Here is a 16,391-nt window from a genome sequence, read left to right on the forward strand (position 1 = left end):
AGGTGTCTCCGTCGGCGGAATCCGAATCGGCATGAGCCGTCAGATCGATCGTTCCGCCACTCCCCGGGGCTGTTCTTTTTAGTTGAAGAGTAGTGGCGGAAGTCCCAGGTGGCAATGCCGATGCGTAGGTACAGTGGTTGCCCGAACAGGACCAGCCGCTACCGGATGTCAGCGTCAGTGCGAGTGTCGATCCGGAAGAGAAGTCTACATAGACATTGAACGCGCTGACATCCGCGCTCGCATTCTTGATGTTGACGGTATAGGTGATCTCACCGTTCGCTTCTACGGGATCCGGTGAATCCGTCAGCGAAGAGATTTCGATATCGGGTTTCCCCGATACGCCCGCGTAAACCGTTCCGCTCCATATGGCGGCACTCAATACAAGTATGAAAAATTTTCTGAAAAAACTGTTGGTTTTCATGATTTGTCCCCTTCAAATCTGAAAGGCGAGATAGAGATACGAGTGCATAAAAGACCGGAAGTAAAATGTAATTTATGCATCCCAACCACCCACCTTTATATTATTTTAGCCGCATGACGTTAAAACGCCTCTTAATGTTAACGGAATCATTTTTTCGTGACCCCGTAGGCTTTTTCCACCGCTTCGATGAAAGCGGAGCGGACGCCGTTTTTCTCCAAAGCGGCGTATCCCGCCGCCGTCGTGCCGCCGGGGCTCATGACGGCGTCCTTGACGATGGCCGGATGGCCGTGGGCGACGAGCGGCGCGAAGCCGGCGAAGAGGCCCTCGACCAGTTTCATCGCGTCGGCGCGCCCCAGACCCTCCCTGACGCCGCCGTCGGCCAGGGCTTCGGCCACGAGCGCCAGATAGGCGGGGCCGCTGCCGGCGATGGCGGTGGCGATGTCGAGCTCCTTTTCGCTTTCGACCCAGAGGGTCGCGCCGATGGAGGCGAAGAGGGCTTCGGCCTCCTCTTTTTTCGCCTTATCGCCGGTGAGCGTCGTCATGGAGGCGAAAAACTGGGCCGCGAGGTTCGGCATGGCTCTCACATGGTTTTCCGCTTTGACGGCCTTTTTCAGCGTTTCGAGCTTCGTGCCCGCCAGAACGGAGTAGAGGGTGTCCGCTTTGCCTTTGAGCGCGGACGCCGTCTCCTTGAGGGCGTGGGGCTTGACGCAGAGTATGACGGTCTGAGCGTCGATGTCGTATTTGTCCAGAAGGGCCGTTTTGGCGTGTTTTTCGAGCTTTTTTGTAAACTCCAGGAGTTTTTCGCCGTCGCGTCCCACTATCGTGAGTTCGTGCTCTTTTTCGAGGCCCTTGGCGAGAGCCAGCGCCATTTTTCCGGGGCCGATGATCGTCAGTTTCATGGTCTGTTCTCCGCGGGTTCGAGAAATTTTTTCAAAGGATCGGCGAGGCCGTAGTCGGGATATTTTACCGAATCGAGCACGACCTGGCCCATGAGGCCCTTCTTTTTGTTGAAAACCAGCGGGGCGATGAAGTTGACGTGGGAGTTTTCCAGCGGCGTGTCGACGATCATGATGTTGAGCACCATCGCGTCTTCGGCGCTTTCGAGCTGCAGCTTCTCGGCGGCGGCTTTGGGCAGGTCGAAGACGTAGTCGTCACGCAGCGCGGCCGGCTGGATGAGCGTGAAGGAGGGGGTATCGGCTTTTTTGTTCGTGAGTCGGGAGAAGATTTCGTCGATCGGCTCGAGGGTGAGCTCTTCGACGGAGTCGAAACCCAGTATCGGTATGACGACTTTGAAATCCATGGATAGGTACCTTTTAATGCATTAGTAATAATATATCGGCTAAAATCACTCATTAGTTTAATCCAGAGTACCTATGACAATACTGAATTGCCGGGTGCCGCCGAGACGGAGGTGATCCATGCGTCGAACCGCACTTTTTCTACTGACGGGAATCTTTCTTTTGACCTTCATGGCCGGATGCGGCTCCAAGAGCGAAGAGGAGTACGAGAAGCCCGCGCTCTACTGGTATCAGAAGATGATGAAGAAGATCGCCAGCGGCAATCTCGAAAAAGCGGACAACATCTTCACCTCCCTGGAGAGCGAGCATATCAGCTCGCCCCTCATCCCCCAGGCGATGCTGATACTGATGCAGGCGCACATGGACAACGAAGAGTACCTGCTGGCCAACTTCTACCTGGACGAGTACATGAAGCGCTACGGCAGCTTCAAAAACCGGGAGCTGGCCGAATTCATCCAGATCAAGGCGGCCTTCTACGGCCTCAGATCACCCCAAAGAGACCAGAAACTCATCGGCGACACGCTGATACGTGCGCGCAACTACATCGTGACCTACCCGCAGGGGGAATTCACCCCGATGGTCCACACGATGGAGGTGCGCCTGCAGATGACGCAGTTTCTGCTGAACGAGAAGATCGCCTCCCTCTACGACCGCCGCGGCAAACCGAAGGCGGCGGAGATCTACCGTAAAAAAAACGATGTGGGGTGGATCAGGATGGACGATATCGAGCCGCCCTCGGGCGGGTGGTTTGGTTGGCTCTTCGAGTAGCGCGCTACTCGAAGAGCCAACAGTGGGTAGTGAGACGCTTCGCTTAGTGAGTAGTCTTTGTGACCTGAAAACTTGACAAATTCTCCAAAACCTTATATAAACATAAAACGAAAGCGAAAGCCGCCCTGCGGCTTGTGCGAAATTTTCACGATATATTTTTCATAATCCATAAAGAGAAAGAAAGGGGGTTGAATGCAGTTAAGCGATTACAGTGCATTCCCGGCCGACATACCGGTCATCGTCGAAGATGACCTGTTTCTATATCCATTCATGATTTCACCGATTTTCCTGAGCGACGAGAAGAACGTCCAGGCGGCCGTCGAGGCGGTAGATACCAACTCGCTGGTGATGGTCTGCCCGACGAAACCGGGGCACGAGGGAGAGCGGAGTTTCGACGCCATCTACAACGCCGGTGTCATCGGCTCCATCATGCGGAAGGTGACGCTGCCTGATGGGCGTATCAAGGTGCTTTTCCAGGGACTGGCCCGCGGGCGGATCCTGGAGGAGGTGAACCATTCGCCGCTCATCGCCAAAGTGGACGTGATCCACTCCAAACCCTACAACGAGCTCAAGATCGAAGCTTTGATGGAGGTGCTCAGGGAGAAGCTGCGCCAGCTTTCGCAGGTGAGCAACCAGTTTCCGCCCGATCTGATCCGCACGATCGAGGAGAACCACGAGCCCAACCGCATCGCCGATCTGATTTCCAGCACCATCAAGATCAAGAAGCCCGAAGCCTACGAACTCTTCATCGAGGAGGACGTGGAGCAGCGGCTGCTACTTCTGATCGACATCATCAGCGCCGAGATCGAGGCGAGCAAACTCCAGAAGGAGATCCGCTCCAAGGTCCACAGCCGCATCGAGCAGGTCAACAAGGAGTATTTCCTCAAAGAGCAGCTCAAACAGATCCAGCAGGAGCTTGGGACCGATACGCAGCGGGAAGAGGAGATCGAGGAGTACTACAAGAAGCTCGAAGCCAAAAAGCCCTATATGAACGAGGATGCCTACAAAGAGATCAAGAAGCAGATCGACCGCTTCTCCCGGATGCATCCCGATTCGGCCGACGCCAACATGATCCAGGGGTGGCTCGACTGGGTGCTCGAGATCCCTTTCGGGAAACTCGCGAAAAAGCATCTGCGCATCGAAGATGTCGAAAAGCAGCTCGACAAAGACCACTACGGGCTCAAAAAGCCCAAAGAGCGGATCGTCGAGTATTTCAGCGTCCGTGAGCTGGCGGAGCTGCGGGGTGTCGCCGACAGAGAGATCAAAGGGGCGATCCTCTGTTTCGCCGGCCCTCCCGGTATCGGCAAAACCTCTCTGGCCAACTCCATCTCCAAGGCGCTCAAGCGCAAGCTCGTGCGCATCGCCCTGGGCGGTCTGGAAGACGTCAACGAGCTGCGGGGCCACCGCCGCACATATATAGGGGCGATGCCCGGACGCATCGTGCAGGGGCTCATCGACGCGGGCGAGATGAACCCGGTCATGGTGCTCGACGAAATCGACAAGGTAGGCCGAAGCATGCGGGGCGATCCGACCTCGGTGCTGCTGGAGATCCTCGATCCCGAGCAGAACAGCGCCTTCAGGGACTACTACCTGAACTTCAACATCGATCTGAGCCAGGTGATCTTCATCGCCACGGCCAACGACATCGGATCGATCCCGGGACCTCTGCGGGATCGTATGGAGTTCATCTTCCTGAGCAGCTATACGCCCCAGGAGAAGTACGAGATCGCCAAACGCTACCTGATACCCCAGGAGCTCAAGAAGCACGCGCTCAAAAAGAGCGAATTCTCCATCACCAAGGCGGCGCTGGAGATGGTGATAGAGAACTATACCAGGGAGGCCGGTGTGCGGAATCTGCGCCGGCGCATCGCCGACATGATACGGAAGGCGGCCAAGATGATCCTGAGCGATCCGGAAATCCACAAAGTGACGGTCAACGTCAAGAATCTCCAGGAGTTTCTGGACAAGCCGGTCTTCGAGATCGACCAGACCGACAACGTTCCGACCGTGGGTGTCGTCAACGGACTGGCCTGGACGGCGGTGGGCGGTGACGTGCTGAAGATAGAGACGATCAAGATCAAGGGCAAAGGGGGTCTGCAGCTCACCGGAAGCCTGGGCGACGTGATGAAAGAGTCGGCGCGAATCGCCCTGAGCGTCGTCAAGACCCTGATCGACCAGGGCAAGCTGAAGATCGACGAGCGGATCATTCCCAAAACCGTCAAGGAGCGGGAAGAGAAGATCAAGGTCGAGCCCAGCGAAGTCTACAAGCGCTACGATCTGCACATCCACGTGCCAGAAGGGGCGACGCCCAAGGACGGACCGAGTGCCGGTATCACGATGGCGACGGCGATCGCTTCGATCTTCAGCGAATTCAAGGTCCGGCCCGACGTGGCGATGACGGGAGAGCTGACGCTTACCGGAAAGGTCCTGCCCATCGGCGGCCTGAAGGAGAAGCTGATCGCCGCCTACAAAGCGAAGATGAAAAAGGTGCTGATACCCGAGAAGAACTACAAAAGGGATCTCGACGACATTCCCGATGTCGTGAGGGAGGCTCTAGAGATCGTGCCGGTGCGGCATGTCGAAGAGGTTCTGAAAGAGGCGCTTATCTACTAACGAAAAAAGGGCGGGCGGCAAACGCCGCATGCCCTTCCACACATCGACTCATATTCCCCCATCAACGCATATTCACACGAATCAAAGCGATGTAAGCCGCTCTATTTTTCCCATGATGTCGTTTTCCCTGACGGGTTTGGCGATGAAGTCGTTGGCCCCGCTGTTGAGGGCTTCGGTCTTTTTCGACTCGTCCGTCGTCAGGACGATGACGGGAATGTTCTGAAGTTTCGGATCGGAGTTCATGATCTGCAGGACGGAGATGCCGTCCATGATGGGCATGATGATGTCCAGAAGCACGACGTCGATATCGTCCAGATCGCGCAGGAGGGTGATCGCCTCCTGACCGTCGGCCGCTTCGATGATCTCTCCGATGTTCGGATTTTTCTTGAGCATGGCTGCCATGAGTTTTCTGTTGATCATATCGTCATCGACAACCAACACTTTGATTTTGCTCATTCAGTTATCCTTCGTGTTTCATGAATTTTTCTATGATCAGCCGTATCAGATCGCGGTTGACGAGGTTGACGATCACTTCGTCGCAGTATTTGCGATCGTCGTCGTCGACCCGTGAAGCGGGGTCTGTCATCAGAATCAGGGCCGCGTTGGGCGCGCTCATCTTGATCTCCATGCTGAGCGGCTCGAGGGCCAGCCCTTCCGCCTCTTTGTCGACGAAAACGACGGCGACGTTCTCGTTCAGCTTGTCGCCGAGCTCTTTGGGATTTTCCGCCATATCGACTTTGTAACCGAGCTGATGCAAAAGATTGGCGAAAATTTTACCCTCTAACGGACTTTTTTTCAAGACCAGAATCGTATCGGCCGCTGCGGCGCTTTCCGCTTTCTCTTTGCCTGTTTTGTCGAAGCTGATGTTCTCCTCGGACGCTTTGACCGCTTCGGCCGCCTGTCTGCTCTTTTCGACCCGCTTCGCGGCACTTTCGGTGGGCTCTTTGGTATACATCTTGTCGCCGAGGAACTTCTTGAGGATCGAGACGATCTCCTCTCTGACGAGCGGTTTGGTCGTGTATTCGTCCAGACCTTCGGCGAGGAATCTCTCACGGTCGCCTTTGAGGGCGTTGGCCGTCAGGGCGACGATGGGGATATGTGGGATATCCTCGTCCTCTTCGTAGTCGAGGATCTCGTGGGTCGCCTCCACGCCGTCCATCACCGGCATCGAGATATCCATGAAGATGATGTCGTAGTCGCCGTTGCGACGTTTTTCGAAGGCTTCCAGACCGTTGTCGGCCAGTTCGACGGTGAGCCCCAGATCTTCGAGGGTACGTTTGATCAGCTTCTGGTTGATCGTGTTGTCCTCGGCCACGAGGGCTTTGGCGCTGAAACCGATATGGTCGATGTCCAGAAGCGGGCGTTTGGCCTCTTTGACCACTTCGGAGGTGGCGGCTTTGAGCAGCGAGATCACCTTCGTGACGTTGACCGGCTCGTAGATGATCTTTTCGCAGTGGAGCCTCAGCGCTTCGATCCGCTTCTGCTGGGTCGATTTGATGATGACGTTGCAATGGATCGGCGTTTTGCCCATTTTTCGCAGGTCGCTGTCGGAGGCGTAGTCGGCGTCGATCAGCGCCGATTGTGCCTTCTTCTCCGTGGCGAGCCTGATCAGCTCCTCTGGGGCGCTGAAAGGTATGAGCTGGGCACCGAAGTAGTCCAGGTACTCCTTGATGTATTCGTCCTGCTTCTTGCTCATGGAGGGCGAGGTGAAGAAGGCGACGGATACGTTGGTGAAGTGGTCGCGCAGGTCCTCGTTCATCGGAGGCAGCTCTTCGAACTCGATCGTGAAGAAGAACTTGGTCCCTTTGCCCAGTTCGCTTTCGAGATCGAGCTTGCCGCCCATCAGCTCCGCGTAGCGTGCGGAGATGGTGAGTCCCAGACCCGTACCGCCGAATTTTCTCGTGACGCTGGTGTCCGCCTGGGAGAAGGCTTCGAAGATGTGGGCCTTCTTGTCCGGGGAGATACCGATACCGGTGTCTTCGACGCTGAAGCTGATGGCGCACTTGTCGGGTTCGCTGGCGTGGACCTTTCGGATCTCCACGTTGATCGAGCCGCCCTGGTTGGTGAACTTGACGGCGTTGGACATCAGGTTGATCAGGATCTCTTTGATCTTGGTCGGGTCGCCCTTGATGGGCTGGTTCAGCCTGGGATCGATGAAGCAGGCGAGGTTGACGTGCTTCTCGGCCGCCTTGACGGCGTAGATCTCGACGGCGCTTTCGAACTCCTCGATCGGGTTGAAGACGATGTTCTCGATCTCGACCTTGTTGCTCTCGATCTTGGAGAGGTCGAGGATGTTGTTGATGATCTCAAGCAGGTTTTCGGAACTCTTCTCGATGATGCTGACGAACTCTTTCTGCTCGCCCTTGAGCTCCGTGTTTTTTAGCAGTTCGGTAAAGCCGACGATACCGTTGAGAGGCGTGCGGATCTCGTGGGACATGTTGGCCAAAAAGAGCGATTTGGCTTCGCTCGCCTCTTCGGCCCGCTGCTGTTCGCGCCGGGTCTCTTCGATGATCGCCTGCAGCAGGGCGTAGGCTTTCGCCGTTCCCTCCGGCGTGTCGAGGTTGATGTCCACTTTCTGGTTGGTCGATTCGGCGACGTTTTGCAGGATCGTTTCGAGGTTTTTGATGTTCTGGGTGATTTCGCGGCTGACGATGTAGCCGATGATCGCCAGAATGATCGAGATGATCCAGAGTGCGCCCGAGGCGACGGCGATGTACATCTGCTCCTGGAGCGTCTCGGCGGTTTTTCGCTTCATCTCCTTCATGATGAGGTGCTGGGCGTTGACCAGGATGGAGATCTTTTCGGTGTTGAGGTTGAACCAGAGCGTCGGGTCGATCGTGTAGTAGCCGTCGTTGATGGAGTGGAGGATCTCCGTGCGCGCTTCGGCCAGTTCGTTGAAGATCTCTTTGGCTTCGTCGTTTTCAAGGATCGAGTTGATACGTTTTCTCAGATTTTCGTCACCGATGAAGCTGTATTCGTACGTATCGGCCTTGCCGATGTAGTGGATCCACTTCTGAAGCTCTTCGTCGCTCATCTTCGTGTAGCGCGTGAGGATATAGGACATGAAGCCCCGCTCGATACCGCTTGCCTCTTTCGCTTTCGCGAAACTGATGAAGGCTTTCGCTTCGTTGGTGATCTCGTTGTTCGGACCGCTAGAGCTGGCACTGTCGATCTCGTCCAGTATCGCTTTGATCAAAACGGAGTAGTAGTCGAAAAAGGCTTCGTCGAAACTGATCTCCAGCGTATCGATCTGCTGTCGCTTTCTGTGGAGGATCCCGATCATTGTCGTGATCAGTTTTCTGGGAGCGATGTCGGGATGCTGGGAGAGATAGCTCTTGAGACGGCCGACTGTCTTGTCGACCTCTTTACGCTGATTCTCCAGGGACTCCTTGATCTTTTTCCCGTTGGAGGCGATGTAGATCGACGTCATACCCCGCTCTTTGGCCAGCTGGGTGGCCAGATCGTTCAGGATGGAACTGTAGGCCATCTTTTCGTTGAACGTCTGCCCTTTGAAATAGTTGGTCGAAGACTGGTAGAGAAAATAACTGGCAAACCCCAGCAGCAGTAAGATGGGGATCAGTGAAATAAGCTTGAGTTTGCTGCGAATACCTACTTGCATGCGTCACCTCGATTTATAGTGGAATTTTGTATGTCGCCGCGATATCGACACATTCGTTGGCGCCTGCGCTTTTGCCCTCTTTGAGAAGCTTGAGCGCGGTTTTCTTGTCGGCACTGTTCTGTAGAAGATAGGCTTCCGCCAGGTAGCACTTCGCGCGGGCGTTGCCGTTTTCGACCGCTTTGGCCAGGAAACGTTTCGCCGCGGGGATGTCCTGCTCGACGCCGAGGCCTTTCAGATAGAGGAGCCCCAGGAAAAAGTTGGCCTGTTCGGACCCCTCCTCTTCGATCGCCTGTTCGAAGTTGACTTTCGCCGCCTTGTAGTTTCCCTGTTTGTACGCGCGCATTCCGTCGGAAAAGTAGCTGGCGAGTCCCAGCAACGGAACGATCAGAAAAATCGGCAAAAATTTCATTTTCATGCATATTCCTTTGCCATCGATTTCGTCAGAGCCGCCAGCTTCCTGTAAAAATCCGTCAGACTCTTTTCGACCTCGTCGAGGGTTTTTGCGTGCTGGGCGTTCTCCATCAGGGCACGCATGTCTTCGATGCGCAGATTCGCCGCGACCCCTTTGAGTTTGTGGGCGGTTTCGTTGATCGTCTTGATGTCTTCGGCCTCGTAGGCCTTTTCGAAATTGGTACGCTCCTCCTGCGCCTGCTGGATGAAGTCGTTGACGAATTCGATGATGAGAGATTCGGGCAGGCCCAGGGCGTTGGCCGCTTCGGCCGGGTCGAACTCGATCGTTTCATCGCTCTCCGTCACCTCCAGATGCAGCCTCTTTTCGGAAGTCGTGACGGCGGGTTCTCGGGCCGGGGCGATCTCCTGCGCCGCTTCTGCCGGTTCGCTCGCTACGGAAATCTCCGCTTCGCTCTCTTTTTGGGCGGTCTCTTTCGGAGAGTAGGTTGCGGCGAGCATGTTCATGTAGGCGTCCACCTCGCTCCATACGGATTTGGCTTCCTCGTCCTTTTCGCTCGTGAGAACCTTTTCGAGGGTCTCCACCAGAGGGAACATCATCAGGTTGGCGGCGATGCCCTTGAGTTTCATCGCCTCTTTTCTCAGAGTTTGCGTCTCGTTGGCGGCGATGGCGCTTCTGACTTCGTCGAGATCTTCGAAATAGGTCTCCACGAACTCTTTGACGAAAGCTTTGACCATGGTCTCCGGCAGTCCGAGTGTGCCCGCGACTTTGCGGATGTCGGGCATTTCGATCGACGGGGATGCCGCGGTCTCTTCCCTCTTCGCTTCCACGGTTTCCTTCTCGGGTGCGGAGACGGCGGGCACATCCTCTTTCAGCCCGATGTCGGGAACGCCCGCTTCGGGGAAAACCGGAGCTTTCGGCGGCGCGATCTCCGTCTCCGTTGATTCGGCGTTTATTTCGGCTTCGGTTTTCTCCAGGCTCTCTTCGCCGAAAGAGAAGTCGACGAGTTCGAGAGGCTCGATCTTTTCCGACGAGGGCGCGGAGGGTTTCTCCGTCGGCTCCGTCTCGAAAAGGATGTCGCTCTCCGTCTCTTCTTCGGCCTTTTCGGCTTCCGGCTCTTCGAAAAGAAAGGTGTCGGACGAGGCCGTTTCACTCTCGACCGGCTCTTCGAAAGCGGTTTTTACGGCTTCTTCACCCGTCACGGCGACGGTAGGTTCCGGGATCGTGCTCTCGAGGGAGGGGACCTCGATGGCCGTGACGGTATCGCCCGTTCCGGTCAGAAGTCTCATGTTTTTGAAGTCGATCTGATAGTAGAACTCGGAAGCGCCCTCTTCGAAATCGACCGGGAAGAGTACTTCGAGGTCCAGTTCGCATTCGTAGGTCGCCTTGTCGCTGGTGGCGATGAGGACTTTTTTCTGTTCGGTCTTCGCGTTTCGCAGAAAGCTGAGCCATGAAAAGTTTTCGAAGTTGTAGATGTATCCCGGTTTTTTGACGAAAAGTTCGCTGTAGTCGTTATGGTCGCTCAAAAATTGGGAAATATCACTGTATCCGGCAAGTTTCAGGGCTTTTTTGGATACGCAGTGCAATTTTCCGTCGTTTCTGTAGATTAACACGTTTATCCTTTTTTCTCATCTTCGAGCATCTTGGCGTAGGTACTTTTGATCGATTCCACGTCAATCTGCTTGGCCGGATGCCGTGCCGCGATGTAGCCGACGATCCGACCCTCTTTGTAAATCGGTTTGATATAGGTGTCTACCCAGTAATATCGGCCATCTTTGCGAAGATTTTTAACCAATCCTTGCCATTCTTCACCTTTTTCTATGGTATCCCACATCTGTTTAAAGGCCGCTTTTGGCATGTCCGGGTGGCGGATGATGCTGTGGGGCTTGCCGATCAGCTCCTCTTTCGAATAGCCGGAAATCTCGAGAAATTTCCGGTTCGCGAAGGTGATGATTCCGTTCAGGTCGGTTTCGCTGATGATGACGCCGTCCGAGAAAGTGTACTCTTCGTCGATCGGTTCGGGTCGCTTCATGGATACTCCAGATTGTTGTGTTCGTTTGTCGTGTCCGACTCTTCGGACAACGTCCTTGCGCATCTTTGGAATCTTCTCACGAATTCTCTTTTTCCGCGGAAGTTCGAAGGTATTTTATTATCGACATCGCATCGGTTTTGTTAAGTACCTGCGCGAGCGTCCGTTCGTCTGCCTCTCTGATCGCCTCGAAGGTGCCGAAATAGTCGATGAGCCGCCTGATTTTGGCCGGTCCTATCCCCCTGGCTTCCAGCAGAGATATCTTTCTGTCCTCCTTCAGCCGCTGCTTCTTGTGGTAGGCGAGTGCGAAGCGGTGCGCTTCGTCGCGCAGACGCTGAAACCACTGCAGCCGCGGATCGGTGGGCATCAGCCGCATCTCGCCCTCGTCGGTGTAGAGAATGTCCCTGGCGGCCCCCTTGGCGCGGTGGGCTTTCGCGTCGATCTTCTCTTTGGCGATACCCACGACGGGGAGATCGACGCCGTGGTTTCTGAGCAGTTTCAGCGCCAGGGCGCGCAGTGTTTCGCCCCCGTCGACGACCCACAGATCGGGTGGCGGGGATTTTTCGAAAGAGGCGATACGGTGGCTGAGCATCTCCTCCATCTGGTGGTATTCGTCTTTGGATGTCAGGTTGTAGTGGCGGTAGGAGCTTTTGTCCCATCTCTCTTTGTCGAAAACCACCATCGCCCCCACGGGGGCTTTGCCGGCCAGGTGGGAGTTGTCGAAAACCTCGATCCTCTCCGGTACTTCCGCCAGCCCCAGAAGGTTCCGTATCTGTTCGCCTATCAGCGGTTTGGGCCGGCTCTTTTTCTGTCTCAGAAGCTCCCTGGCGTTCTGGATACCCAGGTCGGTCAATCTCTTCTTGTTTCCTCTTTGGGGTGTCGTGATGGTGACCTTTTTCCCGATTCGGCCGCCCAGCAGTCTGCCGAGCTCCTCCTGCTCTTCGAAAGGGTGGGCCGTGAGAATGGCCGTGGCGGTGAAAGGCGTTTCGCTGCCGTAGAACTCCAGAATGCTGCGTCTGTAGACTTCTCCGAGATCGATATCGTCGTGGAGGTTGAGCCAGGTGTGGCTCGAGGCGACGATTTTTCCCTCCCGCATGAAGAGCCGCACCAGCACGCCTCCTTCGTCGTCGAAATCGGCGGCGAAGATATCGAGGTCTTCCAGCTTCGCCAGGTCGGCGCTGGAGTACTCTTCGATCTTTTCGATCGCTTCGATGCGGTCTCGGATCTGTGCCGCCTCCTCGAAACGCAGCGACTCCGCGTAGAAGCGCATCCGCTTTTCGAGGGCTTTGCGGATCTTCTGTTTGTTGTGGATGAACGAGAGCGCCTCGTCGATCAGCTCTCTGTACGCCTCTTCCGTGATTTTCCCTTCGCAGGGGGCCATGCAGCGCCCGATCTGGTGGAAAAGGCACGCCTTTTTTCCTTTGAGGCACCCCTTTTTCTGCACCAGCGGCACCAGTTCGTAGAGGGAGTCGAGAATGGCCCTCGCACCATGGGGGAAGGGGCCGAAATATTTGACTTTTTTTCCTTTGACCACTTTGCGCGTCAGCTCGAACCGGGGAAAGGGTTCGCTCAGATCGATGTAGATGTAGGGGTAGGTCTTGTCGTCGCGCAGGAGAATGTTGTATTTGGGTTTGAGCTGTTTGATGAGGGAGTTTTCCAGCAGCAGGGCGTCGCTCTCGCTGGGGGTCACGATCGTCTCGATGCGTACGGCCTGGGCGATCATCTGGTAGATCCGGGGCCCGAGATTGGGAGCCGGCGAGAGTTCGGGGGTGAAGCGGAAATAGCTTTTGACCCTCTTTTTGAGACTTTTCGCCTTTCCCACATACAAAAGGCGGTCGTTTCTGTCGAAGTACTGGTAGACGCCGGGTCGGTCCGGCAGGTTTTTCAGCGTCTCTCTCATCGGTTCCGTTCTATCGTCTCTTTGATGGATTCGAAAGCCTCTTTGATGGGCTCCTTCTTAGCGGTGACGGAGAAAGTGCCCGTCGCACGCTCTCTGTATCTTGGCTCCGTATCTTTGACGGGTTTCGGCTCGGGTGAAAACTTGGAGACGAAAGCCTTGACATGCTCGATCCGGAAGTCGCCGCAGGCCTCTTTGAGAGGGGGCAGAGAGGTTAATAGGTTCTTAATTGAAGAGAGCTTATAATCGAACTCCATTTTGAAAGCCGGATGTTTCATCGCGAAAAAGAGGGTCCGGTTTTTGACGTACATAAAGAGAATGCCGCGCCGCATCGGTTCGGGAAGAGCCTGCTTGATACGCCGGAAACACTCCCGCTCCCGCAGTCTGGCATAGATGGGTTGGGCAACGAGATGGGTAAGAACCGTATCGATTTTTTTCATATAATTATTATAGCATCTCTCCTTGCAGGTCTCTGCGGCTGCGGACACAAGGCGCCGCCGTACTACCCCAAGGAGAAGAGTCAGTCCCGGAGTTCGTGAACCTTTCGGGCAGAGGAGAATACCTGTGAAAACAGACAGCAAATACGACGTAGTGATCATCGGTGCCGGGATCGCGGGCCTCTATGCGGCGCTGCATATTCCGAAAGAGAAGAACGTATTGATTCTTTGCAAGGACATTCCCTGGGAGTGCAACACCTTCTACGCCCAGGGCGGTGTGGCGGCCGCCGTGGACGAAACGGATGTCGCTTCGCACATCGAAGACACTCTCAGCGCCGGGGCGGGCCTGTGCAACCGCGAAGCGGTCGAGATCATGGTCAAAGAGAGTCTCGACGTCATTCCCGATCTGATCCGCCGGGGATTTGAGTTCGACAGGGACGAGAAGGGGGAACTCCTCTACACCAAAGAGGCGGCCCACAGCAGGCCGCGCATTCTCCACGCCGGCGGCGACGCGACGGGACGCTATCTGCATCAGTTTCTGATGCAGGCCAATCCCCACCCCCTCGTCTACAACGTCCGGGTTTTCGATCTGCTGCGTTCGGGGGATACCTGCTACGGCCTGCGCGCTTTGATCAACGACGAGATCAAGGAGCTCTACGCCGATGCCGTCATCATCGCCAGCGGCGGGGTAGGCAGCCTCTACGCCTATCATACCAACTCCCGGACCATCAGTTCCGACATTCACGGCATCTGTCTCGAGCGCGGGATACGGCTGGATATGATGGAGATGATGCAGTTTCACCCCACCGTCTACGTGGACAACCCCTGGGCGAGAAAACAGCTGCTTACCGAAGCGCTGCGCGGCGAAGGGGCCGAGATCGTCGACGAGGAGGGGCGGCGCTTTCTTTTCGACTACGACGAGCGGGGCGAACTGGCGCCACGTGATATCGTCAGCCGCGCCATTTTCGACTATCAGAAGAGAAAAGGGACCAAGGTCTATCTGAAAATGGACATGTTCGACGAGGAGTTTTTCGCCCACCGTTTCCCGAACATCAAAAAGGCCCTGGCCTCCGTCGGATTCGACCTGCCCAAAGACTGGGTACCGATATCTCCGGCTTTCCACTACGCCATCGGCGGCATCGTCTGCGATATGGACGGGGTCGTGCCCGGACTGGAAAACCTCTATGTGGTGGGCGAGGCGGCCAGTACCGGCGTCCACGGGGCCAACCGTCTGGCCAGCAACTCGCTTCTGGAGGGACTCGTCTTCGGCCGCCGCGCGGCGCTGCATCTGACGGAGAAGGATTTTCGCTGGAGCCACAAACCCCCTTTCGCCGAATTCAAGGGCAATCTCGTCGAAAAGGACGACACGATTCTCAAGCAGCGCCTCAGACGTACGATGTGGCAGGAGGTGGGGATCGTCCGGACCCGTTCGGGTCTCGAGAGGGCTCTCGATTTCGTCGACGACGTGCAGCATCTGACGATCGGAAGGCTTCTTGCACTGCGTCTCAAAACGGCCCGAAAGATCATCGAATCGGCCCTGGCCCGCACAGAATCGGTCGGTGCGCACTACATAATCAACGAATAGTGACGATATTTTATAGAGTTTAAGACCTAAAATATCGAAACCAAAGGAAAACCATGCACGAAGCGACGTTCCATCTGACGACCACATGGGTCGGCCTGATCGATGCGGCGATCTTCATCATCGCCTACTACTTCATCGCCACCGAAGACAAATACGAGATCAACAAAGCCAAGCCCGCCCTCTTCGCGGGTACCTCCATGTTCATGCTGATCGGCATCTATTTCGCCGTCAACGGCATGGATCCCGAACCCCTGCACCACGAGATGCAGAAGCTGATCCTCGAAATCGCGGAGATCTTCTTCTTCCTCTTTGTTGCCATGACCTTTATCGAAACCCTGATCGAACGCAGGGTCTTCGATGTCATGAAGTACAAACTGGTCTCCAAGGGCTACAGCTACAAGAAACTCTTCTGGCTGACGGGGATTCTCGCCTTTTTCATCTCGCCGGTCGCCGACAACCTGACCACGGCGTTGATCCTTTCGACGGTTCTTTATACGATCGATAAAACCAACAGGGAATTTCTGGTGGCGGGCGCCATCAACATCGTCGTCGCGGCCAACGCCGGCGGTGCCTGGAGCCCCTTCGGCGACATCACGACCCTGATGGCCTGGACGGCGGGCAAGGGAGAGTTCGTCGATTTTCTTTTCCTCTTCGTTCCATCCGTTGCCGGCTGGCTGCTGACCGGCTGGCTGCTGGCGATGTACGTACCCAAGGGCGAACCGAAGTTCGATGTGACTACCGAGGAGATTCCTCAGATGAAAGAGGGCGGGCAGACGGTGATCTGGCTGGGGATCTCCACCATCGCCATCGCGGTGCTGGGCCACCAGTTTTTCCATTTCCCGGCGATGTGGGGTATGATGTTCGGGCTTTCGCTTCTGAAGCTCCACTCCTTCAAACTGCAGCATTCGGCCAAATCCGACGGTTACGACATCTACGTCAACATGAAAAAGATCGAAAACGATACGCTGCTCTTCTTCTTCGGTATTCTCTCGGCGGTCGGTGCGCTCCATTTCCTGGGATTCCTGGACTATATCCACGATCTCTACTCCGTCATCGGACCCACGGCTGCGAACATCGGTGTCGGGTTCATCTCCGCCATCGTCGACAACGTACCCGTCATGAGCGCCATCTTGAAAGCGAGTCCCGAGATGGGACTGGATCAGTGGCTGCTGGTGACTCTGACGGCCGGTATCGGCGGCAGCCTCATCAGCTTCGGTTCCGCCGCGGGTGTCGGCGTCATGGGGCGCCTGCGGGGCATCTATACCTTCAACTCCCATCTGAAACTGGCCTGGACCGTACTGGCCGGATACATCCT

The 16,391-nt window shown here is 55.8% G+C and carries 14 protein-coding genes; 4 read left to right on the forward strand and 10 right to left on the reverse strand.

Annotated features, from left to right (window positions below):
• The 3 genes from Q1K23_RS03555 to fliW form a co-directional block, all read right to left on the reverse strand.
• Positions 1-421, reverse strand: a 421-nt coding sequence (locus Q1K23_RS03555; RefSeq protein WP_300362481.1) for a hypothetical protein, incomplete at its 3' end; no start/stop codon positions are given.
• 146 nt (positions 422-567) lie between these two features.
• Positions 568-1,320, reverse strand: coding sequence for a pyrroline-5-carboxylate reductase (locus Q1K23_RS03560; protein ID WP_300362484.1), 753 nt, complete (start codon positions 1,318-1,320; stop codon positions 568-570).
• On the reverse strand, positions 1,317-1,721 hold the full coding sequence (gene fliW / locus Q1K23_RS03565) for a flagellar assembly protein FliW (RefSeq protein WP_300362487.1): 405 nt from the start codon (positions 1,719-1,721) through the stop codon (positions 1,317-1,319). The genes Q1K23_RS03560 and fliW overlap by 4 nt, the downstream gene beginning before the upstream one ends.
• 118 nt (positions 1,722-1,839) lie before the next feature.
• Between fliW and bamD the strand changes: the two genes are divergently transcribed.
• Both bamD and lon read left to right on the forward strand, forming a co-directional pair.
• Positions 1,840-2,487 carry an outer membrane protein assembly factor BamD gene (bamD, locus tag Q1K23_RS03570; protein ID WP_300362491.1) on the forward strand — a complete coding sequence of 216 codons (648 nt, stop codon included), beginning with the start codon at positions 1,840-1,842 and terminating at the stop codon, positions 2,485-2,487.
• A gap of 192 nt (positions 2,488-2,679) precedes the next feature.
• On the forward strand, positions 2,680-5,100 hold the full coding sequence (lon, locus tag Q1K23_RS03575; RefSeq protein ID WP_300362493.1) for an endopeptidase La: 2,421 nt from the start codon (positions 2,680-2,682) through the stop codon (positions 5,098-5,100).
• 81 nt (positions 5,101-5,181) lie between these two features.
• Here lon and Q1K23_RS03580 read toward each other — a convergent pair whose 3' ends face one another.
• The 7 genes from Q1K23_RS03580 to Q1K23_RS03610 all read right to left on the reverse strand — a co-directional run bounded on the left by Q1K23_RS03580 (position 5,182) and on the right by Q1K23_RS03610 (position 13,494).
• The gene (locus Q1K23_RS03580; protein WP_300362496.1) at positions 5,182-5,556 is read right to left on the reverse strand and encodes a response regulator; all 375 of its coding nucleotides are present in this window, start codon (positions 5,554-5,556) and stop codon (positions 5,182-5,184) included.
• A 4-nt stretch (positions 5,557-5,560) separates the two neighbouring features.
• Positions 5,561-8,719, reverse strand: coding sequence for a nitrate- and nitrite sensing domain-containing protein (locus Q1K23_RS03585; protein ID WP_300362498.1), 3,159 nt, complete (start codon positions 8,717-8,719; stop codon positions 5,561-5,563).
• A 13-nt stretch (positions 8,720-8,732) separates the two neighbouring features.
• On the reverse strand, positions 8,733-9,134 hold the full coding sequence (locus Q1K23_RS03590; RefSeq protein ID WP_300362500.1) for a hypothetical protein: 402 nt from the start codon (positions 9,132-9,134) through the stop codon (positions 8,733-8,735).
• Positions 9,131-10,741 (reverse strand): Hpt domain-containing protein, encoded by a 1,611-nt coding sequence (locus tag Q1K23_RS03595; protein WP_300362503.1) that lies wholly within the window; start codon positions 10,739-10,741, stop codon positions 9,131-9,133. The genes Q1K23_RS03590 and Q1K23_RS03595 overlap by 4 nt, the downstream gene beginning before the upstream one ends.
• Before the next feature lie 2 nt (positions 10,742-10,743).
• Positions 10,744-11,160, reverse strand: a complete 417-nt coding sequence (locus Q1K23_RS03600; protein WP_300362505.1) for a PAS domain-containing protein — start codon at positions 11,158-11,160, stop codon at positions 10,744-10,746.
• Between the two features lie 76 nt (positions 11,161-11,236).
• Positions 11,237-13,057 (reverse strand): excinuclease ABC subunit UvrC, encoded by a 1,821-nt coding sequence (gene uvrC, locus Q1K23_RS03605; protein WP_300362508.1) that lies wholly within the window; start codon positions 13,055-13,057, stop codon positions 11,237-11,239.
• On the reverse strand, positions 13,054-13,494 hold the full coding sequence (locus Q1K23_RS03610; protein ID WP_300362510.1) for a hypothetical protein: 441 nt from the start codon (positions 13,492-13,494) through the stop codon (positions 13,054-13,056). The genes uvrC and Q1K23_RS03610 overlap by 4 nt, the downstream gene beginning before the upstream one ends.
• 124 nt (positions 13,495-13,618) lie before the next feature.
• On the opposite strand from Q1K23_RS03610, the gene nadB reads away from it, so the two are divergent.
• Positions 13,619-15,076, forward strand: a complete 1,458-nt coding sequence (gene nadB, locus Q1K23_RS03615) for an L-aspartate oxidase (protein WP_300362513.1) — start codon at positions 13,619-13,621, stop codon at positions 15,074-15,076.
• 53 nt (positions 15,077-15,129) lie between these two features.
• Positions 15,130-16,391, forward strand: a 1,262-nt coding sequence (gene nhaD / locus Q1K23_RS03620; protein WP_300362516.1) for a sodium:proton antiporter NhaD, incomplete at its 3' end; no start/stop codon positions are given.

Source organism: Hydrogenimonas sp. (assembly GCF_029933015.1).
GTDB lineage: Bacteria > Campylobacterota > Campylobacteria > Campylobacterales > Hydrogenimonadaceae > Hydrogenimonas.